Annotated in this window: 18 protein-coding genes and 1 tRNA gene; 4 read left to right on the top strand and 15 right to left on the bottom strand. The window is 46.7% G+C overall.

All coding sequences use genetic code 11. The features are described from left to right. Positions 1 to 371 precede the first annotated feature (371 nt). The 3 genes from alaS to csrA all read left to right on the top strand — a co-directional run bounded on the left by alaS (position 372) and on the right by csrA (position 4,905). Positions 372 to 3,065 carry an alanine--tRNA ligase gene (gene alaS / locus VF685_RS02735; RefSeq protein ID WP_286384700.1) on the top strand — a complete coding sequence of 898 codons (2,694 nt, stop codon included), beginning with the start codon at positions 372 to 374 and terminating at the stop codon, positions 3,063 to 3,065. Positions 3,066 to 3,125: 60 nt separating this feature from the next. Next, a complete protein-coding gene (locus tag VF685_RS02730; RefSeq protein WP_005177009.1) occupies positions 3,126 to 4,406 on the top strand; it encodes an aspartate kinase in 1,281 nt (426 codons plus the stop codon). A 244-nt stretch (positions 4,407 to 4,650) separates the two neighbouring features. Beyond that, positions 4,651 to 4,905: a carbon storage regulator CsrA gene (csrA, locus tag VF685_RS02725; protein WP_016658388.1), complete on the top strand. Its 255-nt coding sequence runs from the start codon at positions 4,651 to 4,653 to the stop codon at positions 4,903 to 4,905. 65 nt (positions 4,906 to 4,970) lie between these two features. On the opposite strand, the gene rnhB is transcribed toward csrA, so the two are convergent. From rnhB to efp, 15 genes are all read right to left on the bottom strand, one after another. Next, positions 4,971 to 5,549, bottom strand: coding sequence for a ribonuclease HII (gene rnhB, locus VF685_RS02720; RefSeq protein ID WP_127799279.1), 579 nt, complete (start codon positions 5,547 to 5,549; stop codon positions 4,971 to 4,973). A 61-nt stretch (positions 5,550 to 5,610) separates the two neighbouring features. Beyond that, positions 5,611 to 5,988, bottom strand: coding sequence for a hypothetical protein (locus VF685_RS02715; protein WP_005177001.1), 378 nt, complete (start codon positions 5,986 to 5,988; stop codon positions 5,611 to 5,613). Between the two features lie 102 nt (positions 5,989 to 6,090). Beyond that, positions 6,091 to 7,302, bottom strand: coding sequence for a hypothetical protein (locus VF685_RS02710; RefSeq protein ID WP_005176998.1), 1,212 nt, complete (start codon positions 7,300 to 7,302; stop codon positions 6,091 to 6,093). A 13-nt stretch (positions 7,303 to 7,315) separates the two neighbouring features. Beyond that, positions 7,316 to 8,074: an HAD-IIB family hydrolase gene (locus VF685_RS02705; RefSeq protein WP_127799245.1), complete on the bottom strand. Its 759-nt coding sequence runs from the start codon at positions 8,072 to 8,074 to the stop codon at positions 7,316 to 7,318. 145 nt (positions 8,075 to 8,219) lie between these two features. Then, positions 8,220 to 9,218, bottom strand: a complete 999-nt coding sequence (locus VF685_RS02700) for an adenosine deaminase (RefSeq protein WP_127799247.1) — start codon at positions 9,216 to 9,218, stop codon at positions 8,220 to 8,222. 67 nt (positions 9,219 to 9,285) lie between these two features. Beyond that, positions 9,286 to 10,608: an NCS2 family permease gene (locus VF685_RS02695; protein WP_127799249.1), complete on the bottom strand. Its 1,323-nt coding sequence runs from the start codon at positions 10,606 to 10,608 to the stop codon at positions 9,286 to 9,288. A 344-nt stretch (positions 10,609 to 10,952) separates the two neighbouring features. Beyond that, positions 10,953 to 11,189, bottom strand: a complete 237-nt coding sequence (locus tag VF685_RS02690; RefSeq protein WP_075166657.1) for a hypothetical protein — start codon at positions 11,187 to 11,189, stop codon at positions 10,953 to 10,955. A gap of 209 nt (positions 11,190 to 11,398) precedes the next feature. Continuing rightward, positions 11,399 to 11,827, bottom strand: a complete 429-nt coding sequence (locus tag VF685_RS02685; RefSeq protein ID WP_005176977.1) for an I78 family peptidase inhibitor — start codon at positions 11,825 to 11,827, stop codon at positions 11,399 to 11,401. Between the two features lie 208 nt (positions 11,828 to 12,035). Further along, positions 12,036 to 12,112: transfer RNA gene (locus tag VF685_RS02680), tRNA-Val, on the bottom strand. Positions 12,113 to 12,143: 31 nt separating this feature from the next. Next, complete coding sequence (locus VF685_RS02675; RefSeq protein ID WP_286384701.1) at positions 12,144 to 14,153, bottom strand: transglutaminase family protein; 2,010 nt, start codon at positions 14,151 to 14,153, stop codon at positions 12,144 to 12,146. Positions 14,154 to 14,155: 2 nt separating this feature from the next. Beyond that, on the bottom strand, positions 14,156 to 15,067 hold the full coding sequence (locus VF685_RS02670) for a DUF58 domain-containing protein (protein ID WP_005176842.1): 912 nt from the start codon (positions 15,065 to 15,067) through the stop codon (positions 14,156 to 14,158). Positions 15,068 to 15,069: 2 nt separating this feature from the next. Further along, positions 15,070 to 16,020: an AAA family ATPase gene (locus tag VF685_RS02665; protein ID WP_005176839.1), complete on the bottom strand. Its 951-nt coding sequence runs from the start codon at positions 16,018 to 16,020 to the stop codon at positions 15,070 to 15,072. A gap of 97 nt (positions 16,021 to 16,117) precedes the next feature. Next, positions 16,118 to 16,417: a YbdD/YjiX family protein gene (locus VF685_RS02660; RefSeq protein ID WP_005176838.1), complete on the bottom strand. Its 300-nt coding sequence runs from the start codon at positions 16,415 to 16,417 to the stop codon at positions 16,118 to 16,120. Positions 16,418 to 16,428: 11 nt separating this feature from the next. Beyond that, on the bottom strand, positions 16,429 to 18,528 hold the full coding sequence (locus VF685_RS02655) for a carbon starvation CstA family protein (protein WP_168381850.1): 2,100 nt from the start codon (positions 18,526 to 18,528) through the stop codon (positions 16,429 to 16,431). A gap of 172 nt (positions 18,529 to 18,700) precedes the next feature. Beyond that, positions 18,701 to 19,270 carry an elongation factor P gene (efp, locus tag VF685_RS02650; RefSeq protein ID WP_005176835.1) on the bottom strand — a complete coding sequence of 190 codons (570 nt, stop codon included), beginning with the start codon at positions 19,268 to 19,270 and terminating at the stop codon, positions 18,701 to 18,703. Positions 19,271 to 19,647: 377 nt separating this feature from the next. Between efp and epmB the strand changes: the two genes are divergently transcribed. After that, positions 19,648 to 20,664, top strand: coding sequence for an EF-P beta-lysylation protein EpmB (gene epmB / locus VF685_RS02645; RefSeq protein WP_127799261.1), 1,017 nt, complete (start codon positions 19,648 to 19,650; stop codon positions 20,662 to 20,664). The last annotated feature ends 19 nt before the right edge of the window (positions 20,665 to 20,683 follow it).

Raw genomic sequence — 20,683 nt, 5'->3', positions numbered from 1 at the left:
GTGCTTATGTTAAAGGATTTCCGCCAGACACGGCGAATAATTCCTGCCAAACTCAGCAATTAATTTAAACCTGTCCAATATTTAAGCAGTTGGCAGCACTATTTTCTGCTTGATAAAAATTAGCAGGATGCACGGTAACTGGCTAAACCGCAGCAATGACAACAGCTTGTGATTTCACAGCAGATTAGATGACTTTGAGGTTTGGGTTTTCGCCGCAGATTTGTCATCAAAACACTTTAAAATCATTGGTGAGTGTGGCTTTTTCCGTTATAATTTGGCGTTTTTAAATTTTAAGCCCGTATAACAGCAGAGAAAATCTTGTCAGACTGTTATGCTTTTAGCCAAATCGAGAATTATGGAGTGACTTGGTTGTGAGTACTCGTTTTATGACATCAGCTGAAATTCGTGAAGCATTTTTGCGTTACTTTGAATCGCAAGGGCATACACGTGTCGCGTCGAGTTCTCTGGTTCCCGCCAACGACCCAACGTTGCTGTTCACCAATGCTGGTATGAACCAGTTTAAAGATTGTTTCTTAGGTCTGGAAAAGCGCGATTATGTCCGTGCCGTATCTTCACAAAAATGTGTACGTGCCGGTGGTAAACACAACGACTTAGATAACGTCGGTTATACCGCGCGTCACCACACCTTCTTTGAAATGTTGGGTAACTTCTCTTTTGGTGATTACTTCAAGCGTGATGCGATCAAGTTTGCTTGGGAATTCCTGACCGGTGATGAATGGTTAGCCCTGCCAAAAGACAAACTGTATGCCACGGTTTACCACACCGATGACGAAGCATTCGACATCTGGAACAAGGAAATCGGTTTAGCACCAGAACGTATTATCCGTATTGGCGACAACAAAGGCGAGAAATACGCATCTGACAACTTCTGGGCTATGGGTGATACCGGTCCATGTGGTCCATGTTCTGAAATTTTCTTTGACCACGGCGATCATATCTGGGGTGGCCTGCCAGGCACGCCTGAAGAAGATGGCGACCGTTTCATTGAAATCTGGAACAACGTTTTCATGCAGTTCAACCGCACAGCGGATGGCGTATTGCACCCGCTTCCTGCTCCTTCAGTAGATACCGGTATGGGCTTGGAGCGTATTTCTGCCGTATTACAGCACGTCAACTCCAACTACGAAACTGACCTGTTCCAGCATCTTTTAAAAGCGGCAGCTGAAATTATTGGTTTAGATACCACTGCACTTGAAGCGGAAGCCAAAGAAAAAGGCACACCGGTACAATATCCAGCTTCACTTAAAGTGGTGGCTGACCATGCCCGTTCTTGCTGCTTCCTGATTGCAGATGGCGTAACCCCCTCTAACGAAGGTCGTGGTTATGTACTGCGTCGTATTATCCGTCGTGCCGTGCGTCATGGCAACAAACTCGGTGCAACCGGTTCATTCTTCCACAAAATGCTGCAACCGCTGATTGAAGTCATGGGTGCGGCGTATCCTGAACTGGAAGCTCAAAAAGCACGTATCGAAGCGCAATTACTGAAAGAAGAAGAACAATTCGCCAAAACACTTGAGCAAGGTCTGAAACTGCTTGAAGGCGAACTGGCGAACCTGAAAGGTTCTGTGATTCCAGGTGAAGTCGTGTTCAAACTGTATGATACTTACGGTTTCCCGACTGACTTAACTGCAGATATTGCCCGTGAACGTGACTTAACCATTGACGAAGCAGGCTTTGAAGTTGAAATGGCAGCACAGCGTCAACGTGCACGTGATGCCGGTAAATTCGCCATCGACTACAACTCTGTTGTGAAAGTTGAAGGTGAAACCCAGTTTGATGGTTACGATGCCACCGCGGGTCAAGGCCAAATCATTGCCATCTATAAAGATGGTGAACAGGTTGACGAAGTCGCTGAAGGTGATGAAGCACTGATCGTACTGAACCAAACGCCATTCTATGCAGAAAGCGGTGGTCAGATCGGTGATACCGGTATTTTCAAAAACGACACCGGTATTTTTGAAGTGCAAGACACCAAAAAATCGGGCGGCGCTTTTGTACACCAGGGTATTGTAACCATGGGTAGCCTGAAAGCAGCACAAAACGTGGAAGCAATTGTCAAAGCGGACATTCGTGCTGCAACTGCACGCAACCACTCGGCGACTCACCTGCTGCACGCTGCGCTGCGTCAAATTCTGGGCTCACACGTACAGCAAAAAGGCTCACTGGTTGCATCAGACGTATTACGTTTTGACTTTGCCAACGACCAGCCGGTTTCATTTGAACAGCTGCAAGAAATTGAGCGTCTGGTGAATGCTGAAGTGATTGCCAACACACCAGTAACAACTGAGTTACTCGATATCGAATCGGCCAAAGCCAAAGGCGCGATGATGCTGTTCGGTGAAAAATACGGTGATGAAGTTCGCGTACTGTCTATGGGTTCAGTAATTGAAGAGAAAAACTTCTCGATTGAACTGTGTGGCGGTATTCACGTGAAACGCACCGGTGACATCGGTCTGTTCAAAATAACCTCTGAAGGTGGTGTGGCTGCAGGCGTGCGTCGTATTGAAGCGGTGACAGGCACCAAAGCGATTGAAGCTGCGCAAAAAGCTGATCGTGACATCAACACCATTAATGCGCTGTTAAAAGCACAGAAAGAGCAAACCATTGAGAAGGTTGAAGCAATTGTTGAAACAGCATCTAGCCTGCAAAAACAGATTGAACAGCTGAATCAGAAACTGGCCAGCCTGCAAGCGGGTGAACTTTTAAGTCAAGTTCAGACCATTGCTGGCCGCGCAACACTTATTACCACTGTTCAGGGTATGGATGCCAAAGCACTGCGCAACCTGCATGACGGTGTGAAATCAAAATTAGACAACGCAGTGATTGTCCTTGCCGGTGTAGAGGGTGACAAAGTGAGCCTGATTGCATCCGTTGCAAAAGACTTTACCGCGTCTATTAAAGCAGGTGACATCATCAAACACTTGGCCTCTGAGCTTGGTGGTAAAGGTGGTGGTAAACCTGACTTAGCACAAGGTGGCGCGCCACTAAACGAGAAGTTTGCCTCAGTCATGGCTGATTTAACTGCCTGGCTGGAAGCAAAATAACTTCACTTTTGTGTAACTGACCCTGGCGGCAATCAGGGTCATGGCTTATATGGAACAACTATGGCATTAATCGTTCAAAAATATGGCGGTACTTCTATGGGTACGCCCGAGCGCATTTTAAATGTTGCTCGTCGCGTAAAGCGCTGGCATGACCATGGCCACAAGGTGGTCGTTGTTGTATCAGCAATGAGTGGCGAAACCAATCGCCTGCTCGCTCTCGCGAAAGCCATTACCGACACCCCTGACCCACGTGAACTTGACCAGATGGTATCTACGGGTGAGCAGGTAACGATTTCCATGTTAGCTATGGCGCTCAATTCTATTGGCGTAGAAGCTAAATCTCTAACCGGTCGCCAAGTCGGAATTAAAACTGACAGCGCGTTCACCAAAGCCCGTATTGAAGCGATTGACACCGATGTCATGACCGGTCATTTAGATGCCGGCCGTGTGATTGTGGTTGCAGGCTTCCAGGGTGTAGACGAGCAAGGCAATACCACAACTTTAGGCCGCGGTGGTTCAGATACAACCGGTGTTGCGTTAGCCGCAGCATTAAAAGCAGATGAATGCCAGATCTACACCGATGTTGATGGTGTATACACCACTGACCCGCGTGTTGCGCCAAAAGCAAAAAAAGTGGATCGTATTTCCTTTGAAGAAATGCTGGAAATGGCATCTTTAGGCTCAAAAGTCCTGCAAATCCGTTCTGTAGAATTTGCTGGCAAATATCAGGTGCCTTTACGCGTACTATCTAGCTTCGATAACGACAACGATGGTGCATTTGACGAAGAGTTTAAAAACAACGTCGGAACTCTTATTACTACTGAATTGGAAGACAACATGGAACAGCCAATTATCTCAGGTATCGCGTTTAACCGTGACGAAGCTAAACTGACTATTCTCGGTGTGCCAGATGAGCCAGGTATTGCCTCTAAAATCTTGGCCCCAATTGGCGCTGCCAACATTGAAGTGGATATGATTATCCAGAACGTTGAAGAAGATGGCACCACTGATTTCACCTTTACCGTAAACCGTGGTGAACTGGCCAAAGCCAAAGCGATTCTTGAAGCGACTGCACAGGAAATTGGTGCGCGCGAAGTTGCAACCCGTGATGACATCGTAAAAGTGTCAATTGTTGGCGTGGGTATGCGTTCACATGCTGGCGTAGCGAGCAAAATGTTCACCGCACTTGCAGATGAAGGCATCAACATTCTGATGATCTCGACCTCTGAAATCAAAATTTCAGTGATTATTGAAGAAAACTATTTAGAGCTTGCAGTTCGTTCACTGCACACGGCGTTCGGTTTAGACCGCGAGTCAGGTGAATCAAGCGCGCGTGCTTAATCTGTAGTCAGCAATTATTGCAATTGTCAGACAATATTGCGAAAAACTACAAAAAATCAGAGCCACTATAGTATTTTTTATAGTGGCTCTGTTATATTGAAATAATGAGAATTAGAAATCTTAACAGAATTGTATCCGACAAGGTTTTGTCAGGGAGAGTTCTGATAAAATTTCGCTTGAAATATTTTGTGCTTTTCAAAACTTTCAAATCAATGCAGGTTTAGCATTTTGCAAGGAGATAAACATGCTGATTCTGACCCGACGTGTCGGAGAAACATTAATGATTGGGGATCAAGTCAGTGTTACTGTACTTGGTGTCAAAGGCAACCAGGTGCGTATTGGTGTGAATGCGCCAAAAGAAGTGTCTGTTCATCGTGAAGAAATTTATCAACGTATTCAACATGAACGTGCCATGCATGAGCATTTGCAACATCTCGATCAGGATTATCAGCCTTCTTATGAAGATGATAATTACCCACAAAATAACTTTAACCGTTAAGACTTAAAGTTATCTTGTTATAAAGCGGCTCTACGGCCGCTTTAAGTTTTTTTAGCGCTTCAAAATTATTGCTGTTCCAGCAAAGCCAGCGCTTTACGTACTGGTCCGAAACTACGGCGATGCTCTGTAGTCACGCCATGCAAAGCTATTGCTTCAAAATGCGCTTTGGTCGGATAGCCCTTATGTTTGGCAAAACCAAACTGTGGAAACTTCTGGTCCAGTTCCAGCATCTGCCGGTCACGGGTGACTTTGGCCAGAATACTGGCTGCGGAAATTTCGGCGTGCAAGGCATCCCCACCCACCACCGCTTCACATGGCATGATTAGTCCTTGTGGAATTTTATTGCCATCGACCAGGACCTGATCGGGCTGGACCTGCAAGGCTTCAACCGCACGGCGCATAGCCAGCAATGAGGCCTGTAAAATATTCAGCTCGTCAATTTCAGCCGGACTGGCTTCAGCAATGGCCCAAGCAAGGGCTTTTTCCTGAATCTCAATGAATAACTTTTCACGTTTCTTTTCACTCAGTTTCTTGGAATCATTCAAGCCCGCAATCGGATTATTCGGATCCAGAATGACCGCCGCAGCCACCACAGTTCCCACCAGAGGCCCGCGCCCTGCTTCATCTACACCAGCAATTTTCATCGACATTATTACCTTCAATAAAATAGGCTGAACCTGTCAGCCTATTTCTTTCATCTTGCGCTTATTGTACTGCTTCTTGCACACAAGCATGAATGGTTTTTGATACAACATTGCTCACAATGGTGGCACGCGCTGCCGGGTCAATCGCTGCTGTCGCCAAGTCTACCGCAGTCACATTTTGTGGTGCTTTTTCGCTGACACAACCACAGATTTCAGTCTGGATATTTTGCTTTTGGGTGCTGGTCATGACTTTGGTGGCCGTTTGCCATGCCGGAATGTTGTTTAGCTCGGTCACACATTTGGCATTAATCGCAATTTTCAGTGCTGCGCCGCCCAATTGCTGGGTCGTTGTTGCCGCTGTAGGCTGAGTGGTGCCTGTAGATGCACATGCGCTTAACAGTAATGCCAGCGGTGCTAAAACATAAGCCAACTTTTTCATGTATTTTCCTTCAGTTTTGCGTCATTTTACCGGCCTATTTTAAGGGCTTTAGCGCGGATTCGGTTTATCTTTTTGACCGCAATGCACAAATAAATGGCAAATTTAAGCATTATCCAGGGCAACTGCCTGCTTCATATCCGCAAATACCGTTGGACAGGCCGATTGCACCCGGTTCCAGCTTGGAATAAAAGACTGCTGGTTCGGATAATTCATAAACTGCTCCCCTGCCTCGACAATACTCTGAGCAAATAATTCCACCACATTTTCTTCGCTGTGCCGGTCATAGTTCAGGCCATTGGTGGTGGCATCATAATAATAGTGATCAATCAGATCCAGCGCATTACGATAATAGGCCGCGCGGATAATCCGAATATTGTCCAGACTGACCTGCACCCCCAGCGCCGCCAGCTTACGGAAAAATGCCAGTGCGATATCCCGGCTCATCCGTTTTAGGCCACCATCCCCATTGGCGGTGGTGACTTCCTGATGTTTATGTTCATAATCATCGGCAATATCGACCTGACAGATGCGCTTGGTGGAATAGTTGCGGTAAATTTCCGAGAGCACGCCAATTTCCAGGCCCCAATCGCCCGACACCTTCAGGTCACGCAGTGCTTCGACATGAATTGCCATCTCTCCAGACAAGGGATAACGAAAGGCTGAAAGATAAAGCAGATAATCCAGCGGTCCGAAGACTTTTTTCAGCGCCTGCAATAAAGGTGACACCAGCAGACGTGATACCCGACCATTCATTTTCCGGTCAGCCACCCTCGCATAATAACCTTTAGAAAACTGGAAACTGAATTGTGGATGTACCATCGGATAAATCAGCCGGGCCAGCATGTCACGTTTATAGGTACGAATATCGCAATCGTGCATGGCCACCACCTGACTCTTGCCTTCGGCCATGGCATAACCGGCACAATACCAGACATTACGACCTTTGCCACGCTGCAAAGGCGCGACATTTAACTGATTTAACTGCTGATGCAGCTGCTGCAAACGCGGTCCATCATTCCATAAAATCACATGGTTTTGCGGCAACACCGAGAAGAATTCCCGCGCATGAGCAAACTGCTCCGCATTGGCCTGATCCAGACCAATAATAATCTGCTGGATATAATCGGCGCCTTTTAATTCCTCGACAATCTGGGTTAAGGCCGGATGCTCAAGCTCGGAATATAAGGAAGGTAAAATTAAGGTGACCGGTTTGGACTTGGTAAATTCGCGAAGTTCCTGTTCGTATTCATGTAGATGGCGCTGTTTTAAATCATGTATTGTTGTAATCATGCCTTCTTGTGCAAAATCGACCATCTTCCTCTCCAGTTTATTGTTGTAAAAAGTGCTGTAATCCTTCTGCCCAACCCGCTGGTGCCTGCTGCCGGGTGAAGTACACAGAATCGTGTTCTAATGCCAATGCTGCTTTATACGGCCGTTTGACCACCACGGCATGCTGACAGGCTTTCAGCATATCGAGATCATTTTCACTGTCCCCCAGCCCAATACACACCATTTGCGCCGGATAAAACTGTTTCAGCCAGTTCACTGCCAGTGATTTATCACAGTCACGGCTTAAAATATGGCTAAAGCGTCCACCATGAACCATATGCAAATTACTGGCCAGATGTTGTGCAAGCAGCGCTTCATCTTCGGCCCGGCTATCCGGTTTCCAGATAATGACTTCGCTATACGGACGTTCTAAAGCCCGGGCTGCATCGTTCAGCGCCAAACCGGTCAATGCTGCAATCTGCGCAGCATCACAGTCACTAAAGCATTGAAAATTTAAGCCATAGTCTGTTTTTAACTGCTGGAGCTGTGCAGCAATGTCGGTATTGGATAAGGGACTTTGATAGTCATGCTGCGCATTAAAATAGATATATGCCCCATTTTCAGCCACAAAAGGCATGCCACTTAAACCGAGCTGTTGCTGCAAATGGCGGATTTCCGCTGCAGTTTTACTGCTACATAAAATAACCGGAGAATCCGGAATTAAACGCTGGATCAGCTCTGTGTTCTGCCCATAGCTGTAATTATCATGATTTAATAAAGTCCCATCTAAATCTGTAAAAATTATAAATTTTGGCATCTGTACTTATATTGGCTTTATCTGTGTAGAATCCTATAAGATTCTCAGCTTAATATTGCTTTAACTTACTTTTTTAAAACAAGAAAGTAACAGGCCTACATGAAGTAGGCCTATTTTTTTCATCATTTTATGAAGCTAGATGCGCTTATAGCGCCTGGATTTTTTCAATCCAGGCCTGTTTCTGCGCTGCTGGCAGGAACGAGGCTTCAAAGGAGTTAATCGCCAGTTGTTTTAGCTCATCTGCACTTAAATCTAACGCTTCGGTAATGGCAATAAAGTTGTCATTCATATAGCCGCCGAAATAAGACGGGTCATCCGAGTTAACCGTCACCTTCACGCCCTGCTGTAACAAACGGCGGATATTGTGCTGCTGCATATCCTGCACAACGCACAGTTTTAAATTACTGAGCGGGCACACCGTAAGCGGCATTTCATCCTGAATCAGACGCTGCATCAGTGCAGGATCTTCTTCAGAACGCACGCCGTGGTCAATACGATTCACTTTCAGTAAGTCCAGTGCTTCCCAGATATATTCTGGTGGACCTTCTTCACCGGCATGCGCCACCACCAAGAAACCGTATTCACGGGCTTTGGCAAAAACGCGGGCAAATTTAGCAGGTGGATGCCCGACTTCGCTAGAATCCAGACCGACTGCAATAATCTGCTCTTTATATGGCAGTGCCTGTTCCAGCGTTGCAAATGCTGCTTCTTCGCTAAGATGACGCAAGAAACACATGATTAAACGGGAACTGATGCCAAGTTTGCTTTGTGCATCATCACAGGCACGTTGTAAACCGTTAATCACCGTTGCAAAGGCAATCCCACGGTCGGTATGGGTTTGTGGATCGAAGAATATTTCGGTATGTACCACCTGATCTTCTGCACACTTTTCAAAATAGGCCCAGGCCAGATCATAAAAGTCCTGCTCATGTACCAGCACATTGGCACCGGCATAATAGATGTCTAAAAACGACTGCAGGTTATGAAAGTTATAGGCTTCTTTTACTTCCTCGACTGACTGATATGGAATGGCAATATTGTTACGCTGCGCGATGGCAAACATCAGTTCTGGCTCAAACGTCCCTTCAATATGGACATGCAACTCTGCCTTGGGTAAGGCGCGAATCAGCTCAAATTGATTCATCTCTCATCCTCATGAAAATAAAAAAGGGTGCAAACCGAGTTTACACCCTCAAAATGGTTGCTGGGGATTAACCGCCAAATAACGCAAATTTTAATGCCCACAATACTGCAATAATCCACACCATATACGGCACAGATGAAGCTTTACCGGTCAACAGCTTAATCAGCGCATAGCTAATAAAGCCCATGGCAATACCGTCTGCAATCGAGTAGGTAAATGGCATAAATACGATGGTCAGGAAGGCTGGAACCGCTTCGGTAATATCTTCCCAGTCAATATGTACAATGCCCTGAATCATCAGCACACCCACAAATAACAAGGCAGGTGCAGTAGCAAAGCCCGGTACCGATTGGGCCAGTGGCGCCAGGAATAAACACAGTACAAACAGCACCGCGACCACTACTGCAGTCAGACCAGTACGACCACCCGCTGCAACACCAGCAGACGATTCAATATACGGTGTGGTTGAAGAGGTACCTAGTGCTGCACCCGCCACAATGGCAGATGAATCGGCAAATAAGGCTTTTTTCAAACGTGGCAATTTACCATCTTTGAGCAGGCCTGCACGGTGTGAAACGCCGACCAGGGTACCGGTTGAGTCAAACAGATCGACCAGGAAGAAAACGAAAATCACTCCAATCAGGCTGGCAGTAAACAGACCTTCAAAGTCCATTTGCATGAATGTTGGCGCGATAGACGGGATTTCACCGACCACACCTTTAAATTCGCTTAAGCCCAAAGCCGTAGAAATAGCCGTTAACACCAGAATACTGATGATAATTGCACCGCGCACCTTGAACTGGTGCATCACCACAATCATCAGGAAGCCAAATAAGGCCAGCAACACTGAAGGCTGTTTCAAGTCGCCCAGACCCACCAAAGTCGCCGGATTATCGACAATAATGCCGGAATTTTTCAATGCGATTAAAGCCAGGAATAAACCAATCCCGCCGCCAATGGCCAGTTTCAGGGACATTGGAATGGCATTGACAATGGCTTCACGAATTTTGAACATGCTGATGGCAATAAACACCAGACCGGATACAAACACCGCGGCCAGCGCAGTTTGCCAAGGCACACCCATGCCCAGACAGACCGAATAGGTGAAATAGGCATTCAGGCCCATACCCGGTGCCAGCGCAATCGGATAGTTGGCAATCAGTCCCATTACCAGACAGCCAATTGCGGCTGCCAGACAGGTTGCAACAAAGACAGCCCCGTGATCCATGCCGGTTTCGGATAAAATCATTGGATTGACAATAATGATGTAACACATAGTTAAGAATGTGGTTACACCAGCAAGAACCTCAGTACGAAAACTGGTCTTGTTTTCGCTTAACTTAAATAAGCGCTCAAGCACATTTTCTGAAGATGGATTAGGAGTCGTCATGACCTCGCCCTTGTAAATAAACTTAAATACCCAACAGTGATGCGAAAGTACGGAGAAAATTCATCCCTACCCCTAGCATTGCCAAGCAACGGATATGCCAAAAGTTACACGCACAGAATAAGTCTATTTAGCCATTATGCTTTGAGCCCTTAACAGCTCAAATCAGATAAATTCTAAACAAAAAAGCCGCATAACTTTATGCAGCTTTACTTACCATAATTAAATCAACTATTTAAAAAATAAATACGCTAATTTAATTGTCTAATGGGTAAATTATATCACACTGATTTTTCATTGTTTCTAAAATTTATCTTTAATTTTCATTCAGAGCATTTCATGCTGAATTAGAATTTTTGGCCTAAACTTCCAGCCCGCTCAATAGAGGGTTCGATCTGTCGCATGTGATCATCCAGCGATGAACGATGTGAAGCCCGATCTTGTTCAATCAGATGCAGAGAGTCGCGTGCCTCCTGCACAATATTCTGCATTTCTTGTTGTCTGCGGTGTTGTTCCTGCTGAAACACCCAGACCATTAACAGGACAACCATGACAATAAAGGTCACGATCAGGATTTGCCTCATGTTCTTTACTATTATTAAACAAATTTAATTTATACTAACAGAAAAATAAACAATATATGAACCATGTCACAACTTTCAGTTTGTGTATTAATCAAATTTTAACAATTCAAGCATTCAATTGGCCTTTAACTCACTCCTACCCTTACCTATTGAAATTTCAATTTCCTGACACCCATAAAAAAAGTCCGCACTGGGCGGACTGTTTAGCCTTAACCGCAGGATGCTTGCACAATTTTATTACTGTTCGGATCAATGGTTACTGTGACTCGGTCAGCGCGATAATCCATGGTGACCGGCTGGCCAGGATGGACGCTGCGAACAATTTTGGCCTGGGTCCGCTGCTTGATTTCGCTCTGTGGCAAACTGCCCGATTGCCCGATCAGCTTTTTGGCTTCTTCTGCCACACACTGGCCTGGCTGCTGACGGAACAGCGCCCATTCTTCAACGATACTGCCATCTGGCAAATGGCAATAGCCCACCTGACCACTGTGTTCGTCTTTAATTTCCAGTCGGCCGCCCTGTTCAATACAATATTGACTGGCCGGATTGGCAAGTCCTACCTGTGCTGGGGGTTGCTGTACGGTGCTACAGGCCATAAGCGAGGCTGCAAGCGCAGCAAAAAGAACAATATTTTTCATGGGCAGTATTCTTGTATAAAAAATATTAGCCTAGCAAATTTTACTGGACCTGCTGTGTCTTTTTGCAAAAGAGGGAGAAAGCTTCTTGTTAGTCTTGATGAGGGACAGCTTTGACTTATATAGAGCTATTACTGATAAATTGGTGGATGGAGAAATTACAGAGATAAAAAAAGGCTTATAAGTGTTTCACTTATAAGCCTTTAAAATTTGGTAGGCATATCCAGACTCGAACTGGAGACCTCTACGATGTCAACGTAGCGCTCTAACCAACTGAGCTATACGCCTATATGTGACGCATCATATTCACTTTTAAATTTTATGACAAGCCTTTTCTATGATTTTTCAATGCAGATGCACAAGAATTCTGCAATGCTTTGAATTTTTTCAAATCTGCCTCAGAAACCTGCTCAGATGCATACTGCATCTGCTCATATAACTGCACGGTCTGCTTAAACACATGATGCTGCTGTGACTCAGCCTGAGCCGCCAAACGAGACATCCACATGTTAAACGTTTCAGCAGGCTTTTTCTGTAATTCAGGCGGTAACGGCTTCGAAAACGTCTGCAACAGCTGGGCAAGTTTTGGCTGCCGGCGAAGATGCTGATAATACAACCAGGCCATATATAGCCCCAGCAGACCTAAAATGGTCAGTATCAGCATCAGGATATTGGCATAGCTGGAATGTAGCCCCAGTTTGGCCAGCCAGCCCCGCTGCGACTCGGCATTATAGCCCACCACCTTGCTTTGCCATTGATAGCTGGCATAGTCGCTCCAGATACGCAGTTTATTCATTAAATGATAATGCCGATAAGTCCAGCCACTGCCGCGCTCGCCCAATACCGCCTGATCTTCCGCAATCAGGTTTTGTATGCCCTGCTCAACCCGCTGCGGGCTAATCATTGCTGTGGGGTCAAAACGCTGCCATTTGCCGTTTAACAGCACTTCGGTCCAGGCATGCGCATCTAACTGGCGTACTTCCCAACTTTTACCATCTGGGGCCAGCTCTCCACCCTGATAACCGGTGACCACCCGCGCCGGAATTCCGACATAACGCATCAGCATCACAAAACTGGAAGCATAATGTTCACAAAAGCCCTGACGTGACTGAAACAGGAACTCATCAACACGATGTTGCCCTAATCGTCCCGGGGTTAAGGTATATACAAAGCCATTTTCCCGATACCAGCGCAGCACCTGCTGCACATAACGCTCAGGATCTTGTCCGCTGTGCAAAAATAAACGCTGGGCCAGTTGCTGTGCCTGCAAGTCCTGCTGTACCGGAAATTGAGTATTGATGCGTAAATTCAAGTGAGCATTACTCACGGTCTGGGTCTGGATATCGCCAATCCAGCGCAACGGAATCGGCTCGATCCGCTGGGTTAAACGCCGCGGTACAATGCCCCAATCCTGCTGGCTATAATAACGGCGCTCCAACGGAACCGATTTCTCTAGCCCCATCACCCAGCGCACACCTGGGTCAGCCGCCAGATATTGATAATCAAAACTACGCGCATGCGCCGGCTGCAATACATCGCTACGCATTAACGGCTGCTGGTTAACAAAGCTGCTACGCCAGCGCTGGCCATCATATTCATCCAGCACCATCGCCCGCCAATACAGCTCATGCCGTGGTGGCAGTTGCTGCACATCGCCAATAATCCGAAAGGCCAGCGCGCTAGATTGTGACAGCTCGGCAATATCGCCCGGCGACATGCTGTCACTAATTCCGGTAATACCTTTATTTTCCGGAATCGGAATATGCCACAGTGGCGGTAGCCGCGGGAAAAACATAAACAGCAAGACAAAAAATGGCAGTGCATACAGCACAAAACGCCCCACATGGCGGGCATCGCGTTTTAAGGCCTGTACAGCCGAAGCCTGATATTCAAATTCGCTGGTTTGCAGGCGATACAGCCCGATCAGACAACTGAGCAGGCTTAAAATGACCATAAAGGCCATCCAGATTGACTGGCTAAACAGGAAGGAACTGGCACTGACAAATAGCGCGAAATTGAACAGGATAATCACATCGCGCCGGGTTCGGGTTTCGAGGGCCTTGGCAAATAAAAAGGTTGATAACACCGCCACGCCGGCCTCTACCCCAATAAAGGCGCGGTACTGTAAATAAATACTCAGCAGCGCCAGCGCAATCAGGCTAAAGGTCCAGTATTTGGCAATCGGCTGACGCCCGGGCTGCAGACTGAAATACAGACTAATCAGGATGATGATAAAAATTATACTAAGCAGCACAGGCAGATAGATCAGCTGTGCCAGTAACAGCAGGCCCAGGCTTGAGAGAATCGAAATACGGATACTGGAATTCATCTTTATGCCTGCGCCAACAGTTGTTTGGCGAGCAGCAATTGCTGCTCGCCACAGGCGGCCGGTAATTCTACCTGCGGCAAATACAGGGCATAGGCACATTGCTGCTGTTCACACTGCTCGACTAGGCCCATCATTAGGCTGAGTTTTTCTTCATGCGATGTGCTGGGCATCTGCGCATAGTCAATTTCAAGCTGCTGCTGATTCTGATATTGCTCAAAGACCTTGACGTATAAGCCCTGGCCACGCGCCACCTGTTTCCAGGACACTGCCTGCAAGGAATCTCCGAGCTGATAACTGCGCAGCTCCCGGAATTCATCTAAATCAGGTTCTTCATTGTGCCGGTTGTGTTTATTTTCAGTGGTGTGCTGCGCCGCTTTCGGTGCAATCCAGGCAAAGTCATTGAAATACAGATAGGTCCAGGCACGTACCAGACCAAAGGGATAAACCGAATATAACTGGATGGCCGGATAATGAAACTTGCCGCGCTGGGCAGTATAAAAAGCTAAGCTATACTGCTGTTTGGCTTCACTCAGCGCCAGTTTATGTAATTGCTGATCAACCTGAATCCACAGATAACGCAGCTGTGGCGTATCCTGCTGAAAAAACAGGTGCAGCTGGACATTTTCCCCGGCCTGCCCGACCTGCTGCGCCACCACCTCAAGCTGCAAGCCATGCAGCTGTTTAAAGGTCAAATAAAAACTGATACATAAAATCGCGCTAATTAAAAAGCAGAAGCCCAGAATCAGGTTATTGGCATAGTTAATACCGGCCACAAAGGTAATCAGGATAAGCACCAGATATAAATAACCCTGCTGATAAATAAATACCAGCACATCTTTTTGCGTGAGGCGTTTTTTCTGCTGAAATTGAAAACGCTTTTCCAGCCAGTGCTGCCAAAAATTCTGCCCGAGCATACTTAGCTGACCTGCACCTGTTGCAGCAGCTGCTGGGTTTCGCCCTCACTTAAACCAATACGATGTGCCACCACCGCCACAAAAACCGCTTGTACATCATCCGGAGTGACAAAACTGCGCTGTTCAATTAACGCATGTGCCTGGGCGGCTTTTTTCAGGGCCAGTACTCCGCGCGTCGATAGTCCATGCCGGTTTTTACGGCTGGCTTCGGCCAGATCCAGAATATAATCCTGTACGGCGTCACTGACATACAGCCGATGCACCTGCTGTTGTAATTCCAGGATTTCATCTTCACTAAACACATGCTGCAAACTGGCAATCAGGCTCTGCCGGGAAGATTGCTGCAGCAATAGTTTTTCTGCATAACGCGATGGATAGCCCAGTGATAAACGCATTAAAAAGCGATCCAGTTGTGATTCAGGCAATGCATAGGTTCCGCTTTGAAACAGCGGATTCTGGGTAGCAATGACCCAAAATGGTTGCGGCAGTTCGTAACGCACGCCATCGACCGTGACGTTGCCCTCTTCCATTGCTTCCAGCAAGGCACTCTGGGTTTTCGGGCTACAGCGGTTAATTTCATCGGCCAATAAAATCTGGGTAAAAATCGGGCCTTGCTTAAACTCAAACTGATGTTCTTTCTGATTAAACATGTTCACCCCAATTACATCACTGGCCAGCATGTCATTGGTAAACTGAATCCGCTGAAATTTCAGTCCGGCCAAATGCGCCAGACTGCTGGATAAGGTAGTTTTGCCCAGACCGGGTAAATCTTCAAACAGCACATGGCCGCCGGCCAGTAAACAGACCAGTGCCAGTTTGGTCTGCTGCTGTTTATCTAAAACAATCTGATTAACCTGTTCAAGGAACTGCTGGATTTTGGGTGCATAGCGCTGCAGCTCGCTCTGGAGCTGCGCCTGATCGTGTACTGGTTCCGACTTCTTATCCTGTTTCATGCCCCAAATCACCTTCATTCCCCAAATAAAAACGGTGTATGCCCTAACATACACCGTTTTGTTTTTTTTCTAAAGAAATCAGATGATTTCTAGATTTTTAACACGGACACTTCTTCAGGTTTCCGGAAGATGGATAACGTGAATCGACACAGTGCCGGTAAAAGGTTTTGGCATCCATCGCTTCCAGATCCGGATGATGCTGCCGCATATGCTCCAGATAAGTCTGATAGTCAGGCACCCCCACCATCAGCCGGAAACTTTGCTGCAGGCGCTGCCACAATGTGGCAATCCGCGACCAGTTTTTAGGATTCAGGATTAAATCCTTCTGCGACATCACGGTCATTTTGATGATTTTATAAATCACCGTTTTACCCGCTCGAGCAAATTTCAGATTCATCTTCTCGCTCCTTAATGGCCTTTGGCCGGCTGAATATCTTCAGGATCGCGGTAAATTGCTTCTGCTTCATGCACGGTTGGTTCCGGATTGGCCAAGGCACGGCGAATCACCCCAATCGCAGCAAACAGCATCACAAACGCCACAATCATAAAGAAGCCACACAATGCCGCATTAATCTGGTTCGACATTGCCACAGTCTGCATTTCCGCAATACTTTTGGCTGGTGCCAGAATTTCATTATTGGCAATGGCGGTATTGAAACGCTCTGCCTGTGCCAGGAAGCCGATCTTCGGATTTTCGTGGAAAATCTTCTGCCAGCCAGCAGTCATCGAGGTAATAAACAGGAACACGGTCGGGATGATGGTCACCCAGACATATTTCTGTTTCTTCATCTTGAACAGGATGACAGTACCAAGGATGAGCGCCATCGCAGCCAGAATCTGGTTACCAATACCAAACAGCGGCCATAAACTGTTAATCCCGCCGAGTGGATCGACCACACCCTGATAGACGAAGAAGCCCCAGCCAGCCACTGCAACTGCCGTGCCCAGCAAGTTACCAAAGAAGTTGTGTGATTTTTTCACCGCAGGAATCACAATACCTACGGTATCCTGAACCATAAAACGGCAGGCACGGGTACCGGCATCCACCGCTGTCAGAATGAATAGCGCTTCAAACAGAATGGCGAAGTGATACCAGAACGCCATCATTTCACGGCTATTGAAAACCTCGGTGATGATATGGGCCATACCAATTGCGAAGGTTGGCGCACCACCGGTACGGGACAGAATCGAGTTTTCACCGACTTCCTGAGCCAGCAAGGTCAAGGCTTCAGGCGTGACCACAAAACCAAGGTTACGCACCGCTTCGGCTGCCGTATCTACCGAGGTACCCAGTAAAGCTGCTGGCGAGTTAATCGCGAAATACACGCCCGGATCAAGCACCGCGGCACAGATCAGCGCCATAATCGCCACGAAAGATTCCATCAACATGCCGCCATAACCAATCATGCGGATATCGCGTTCGTTGTTGACCAGTTTTGGCGTGGTTCCTGAAGACACCAGGGCGTGGAAACCGGAAATCGCACCACAGGCAATGGTAATAAACAGGAATGGGAACAGCGAACCGGCAAATACCGGACCAGTCCCATCCACGAACTTGGTGACTGCTGGCAGTTTCATTTCCGGCATGGCAAATAAAATACCAATCGCCAGACCTGCAATGACACCAATTTTCAAGAAAGTCGACAGATAATCACGCGGTGCCAATAACAGCCACACCGGTAAAACCGACGCAATAAAACCGTAAATGATCAATGCCCAGGTCAGCTCAGTCCCTGACAAGGTAAAGAACGGTCCCCAGTACGGATGCTGCGCAATGTTTTCACCGTAGATGATGCCAAGCATCATCAGCACAAAACCGATAATCGACACTTCTGCAATTTTACCCGGACGGATAAAACGCATGTAAATGCCCATAAAAATGGCAATCGGAATGGTGGCGGCAATACTGAATACACCCCACGGACTGTTGGTCAGGGCTTTCACCACCACCAGCGCCAGTACCGCCAGGATGATAATCATCACCCCAAGTGCACCCAGCATCACGATAATACCGGCAAAGCTGCCCAGTTCCTGCTTGGCCATTTCACCCAGTGAGCGGCCGTCACGACGGGTCGAAATAAACAGCACCAGGAAATCCTGTACCGCACCGGCCAGCACTACCCCGACCAATAGCCAGATGGTGCCCGGTAAATAACCCATTTGCGCTGCCAGAATAGGACCAACCAGCGGTCCGGCACCGGCAATCGCGGCAAAGTGATGGCCGAACAGGACACTTTTATTGGTCGGCACATAATCTAAACCGTCGGCCAGCCGATGCGCGGGAGTTAAACGCCTGGCATTGAGCTCAAAGACTTTATTGGCAATAAATAAACTGTAGAAGCGGTAAGCAATGCTATAGACACAGGCGGCGGCAAGGACCAGCCAGACTGCGTTTACATGCTCACCACGGCTGAGCGCCAGAATCCCGAAAGACACTGCACCCACAATAGCGACGAGCAGCCAGATAATTTTCGAAGTTAGGCTCGACTTCGTTGGTAATGTTTCCATTCAATCCCTCATATTTTCGATGCATTTAAATCAGCTTGATTGTTGTTGTTCGAGGTACTGCTGTTTTCCTTTGCAACTTTACGCCTGTTATTTTTCTATGCCTCTAAGACTTTGGCATAAAAAAAGGGATGATTGATCATCATCCCTTCGATAATAGTATATTTTTACACCATTATGCACGTTCTAAATATTCACCAGTACGGGTATCTACACGAACGCTTTCTTCTTGCTGAACGAATAATGGAACACGTACCACAGCACCTGTTTCAAGTTTCGCTGGCTTACCGCCACCGCCAGAAGTATCACCACGAACACCTGGATCAGTTTCAACAATTTTTAATACCACGAAGTTCGGAGCGCTAACGTTTAAAGGCACGCCGTTGAACAACATAATGGTACATTTTTCATTAGAATCGTCTTTTAACCATTTTGCAGCATCGCCCATAGCTGTTTTATCAGCTGCGATCTGTTCAAATGTTACAGGATCCATGAAGTTCCACAGTTCGCCGTCATTGTACAAGTAGTCCATTTCTACTTCTACAATGTCAGCAGCTTCTAGTGAATCACCAGATTTGAAAGTTTTTTCTAATACTTTACCTGTTTTAAGGTTACGTAATTTCACACGGTTGAAGGCCTGACCTTTACCTGGTTTTACGTATTCGTTTTCCATGATTGAACATGGGTTACCATCAAGCATAACCTTAAGGCCTGACTTGAATTCATTCGTAGAATAATTGGCCATGACTGGCACACTCCAAACTTACTAACTTTAAGCTATCGATGCTACGGGCTGTTGCGATGTCATTTAGCAAGTCTGACACGAACATTAGTTGCCACATGCACATTCATTTTATGTGACGTATTCTAAATGACCAATATACCTTGCCGCAATGAAAAATTATTGTTTAACCGGCCGCTGCTGCCTAAGTTACAAGCAGATATCCATCTACCGGCTTTATTCCCAACTGGCAGATGCTTAAAATCAGCGCAGCTCGTTCTGGACTCCGCCTGGCCCGGATGTCCTGATTTTTCGCACACAAAGCACATTCCCAGCGCCTGCAAACTGTTAAACTAGCACGATTAGGCCTTGCCCTCCCACTTCCATGATTCTTTTCCGGCATGACAAACTATTTGTATCAACAGCAAAACTGGCAATCACAGCTCAGTGATTTAATTACCGATCCTCAAGAGTTACTGAGTCTTCTGCAACTGTCGCCTGAACAGTTACTCTCCGGCGCAATTCTGGCATCTGAACAGTTTAAATTACGTGTGCCGCGTGCATTCGTCGGAAAAATGAAAGTCGCCGATCCCTTTGATCCGCTGCTGTTACAGGTCTTGCCACATCATCTGGAACTGGAAGATCATCCTGAATTTGTCACCGATCCCTTAGGTGAAGAACAGGCCAACCAGCAACCGGGTGTCCTGCACAAATATAAGTCGCGTTTTTTACTGACCCTGACCGGGGCCTGTGCGGTACATTGCCGCTATTGTTTCCGCCGCCATTTCCCCTATCAGGACAACCTGCCTAAAAATGAAGATTGGCTAAACATCAAACAATATATTGAATCTCAGCCCGACATTAACGAAGTGATTTTAAGTGGCGGCGATCCATTAACGTTAACCAATCGACGTTTACAGAGCTGGATCGAACGTCTGGAATCGCTGCCGCAGATTAAATTTTTGAGAATTCATTCACGCGTTCCGATTGTAATCCCCAACCGTGTCGATGAAACGCTGATTTCCATATTAAAAAACAGTAGGCTACGGATTATTCTGGTGGTACACTCAAATCATGCATCAGAATTGGATGACTTCACTTGCCGTACATTAAATACACTGGTGAAACATCAAATTACCGTCCTGAATCAGGCAGTTTTACTTCGTGGGGTGAATGATTCTGCTCAGGTTCTGGTCGATTTAAGTTATCGCCTGTTCGATGCTGGGGTGATGCCGTATTACTTGCATGTATTAGATAAAGTGAAAGGTGCACATCATTTCGATCTGATGCCACAGGACATCGATCTTATTTATAAAGAGGTTTTAGCGAACTTGCCGGGTTATCTGGTTCCTAAACTCGTTAGGGAAATTGCGGGCGAAAAGAATAAAACACCGCTTTTTGGGGTTTCAACTGCTTGAATTTGAGTTAAATAACAAC

This window comes from Acinetobacter sp. Brlt_5 (assembly GCF_051949055.1).
Classification (GTDB): Bacteria; Pseudomonadota; Gammaproteobacteria; order Pseudomonadales; family Moraxellaceae; genus Acinetobacter; species Acinetobacter indicus.
The sequence above is the reverse complement of the archived record's forward strand: the minus strand, read 5'-3'. Positions and strand labels throughout refer to the sequence as shown.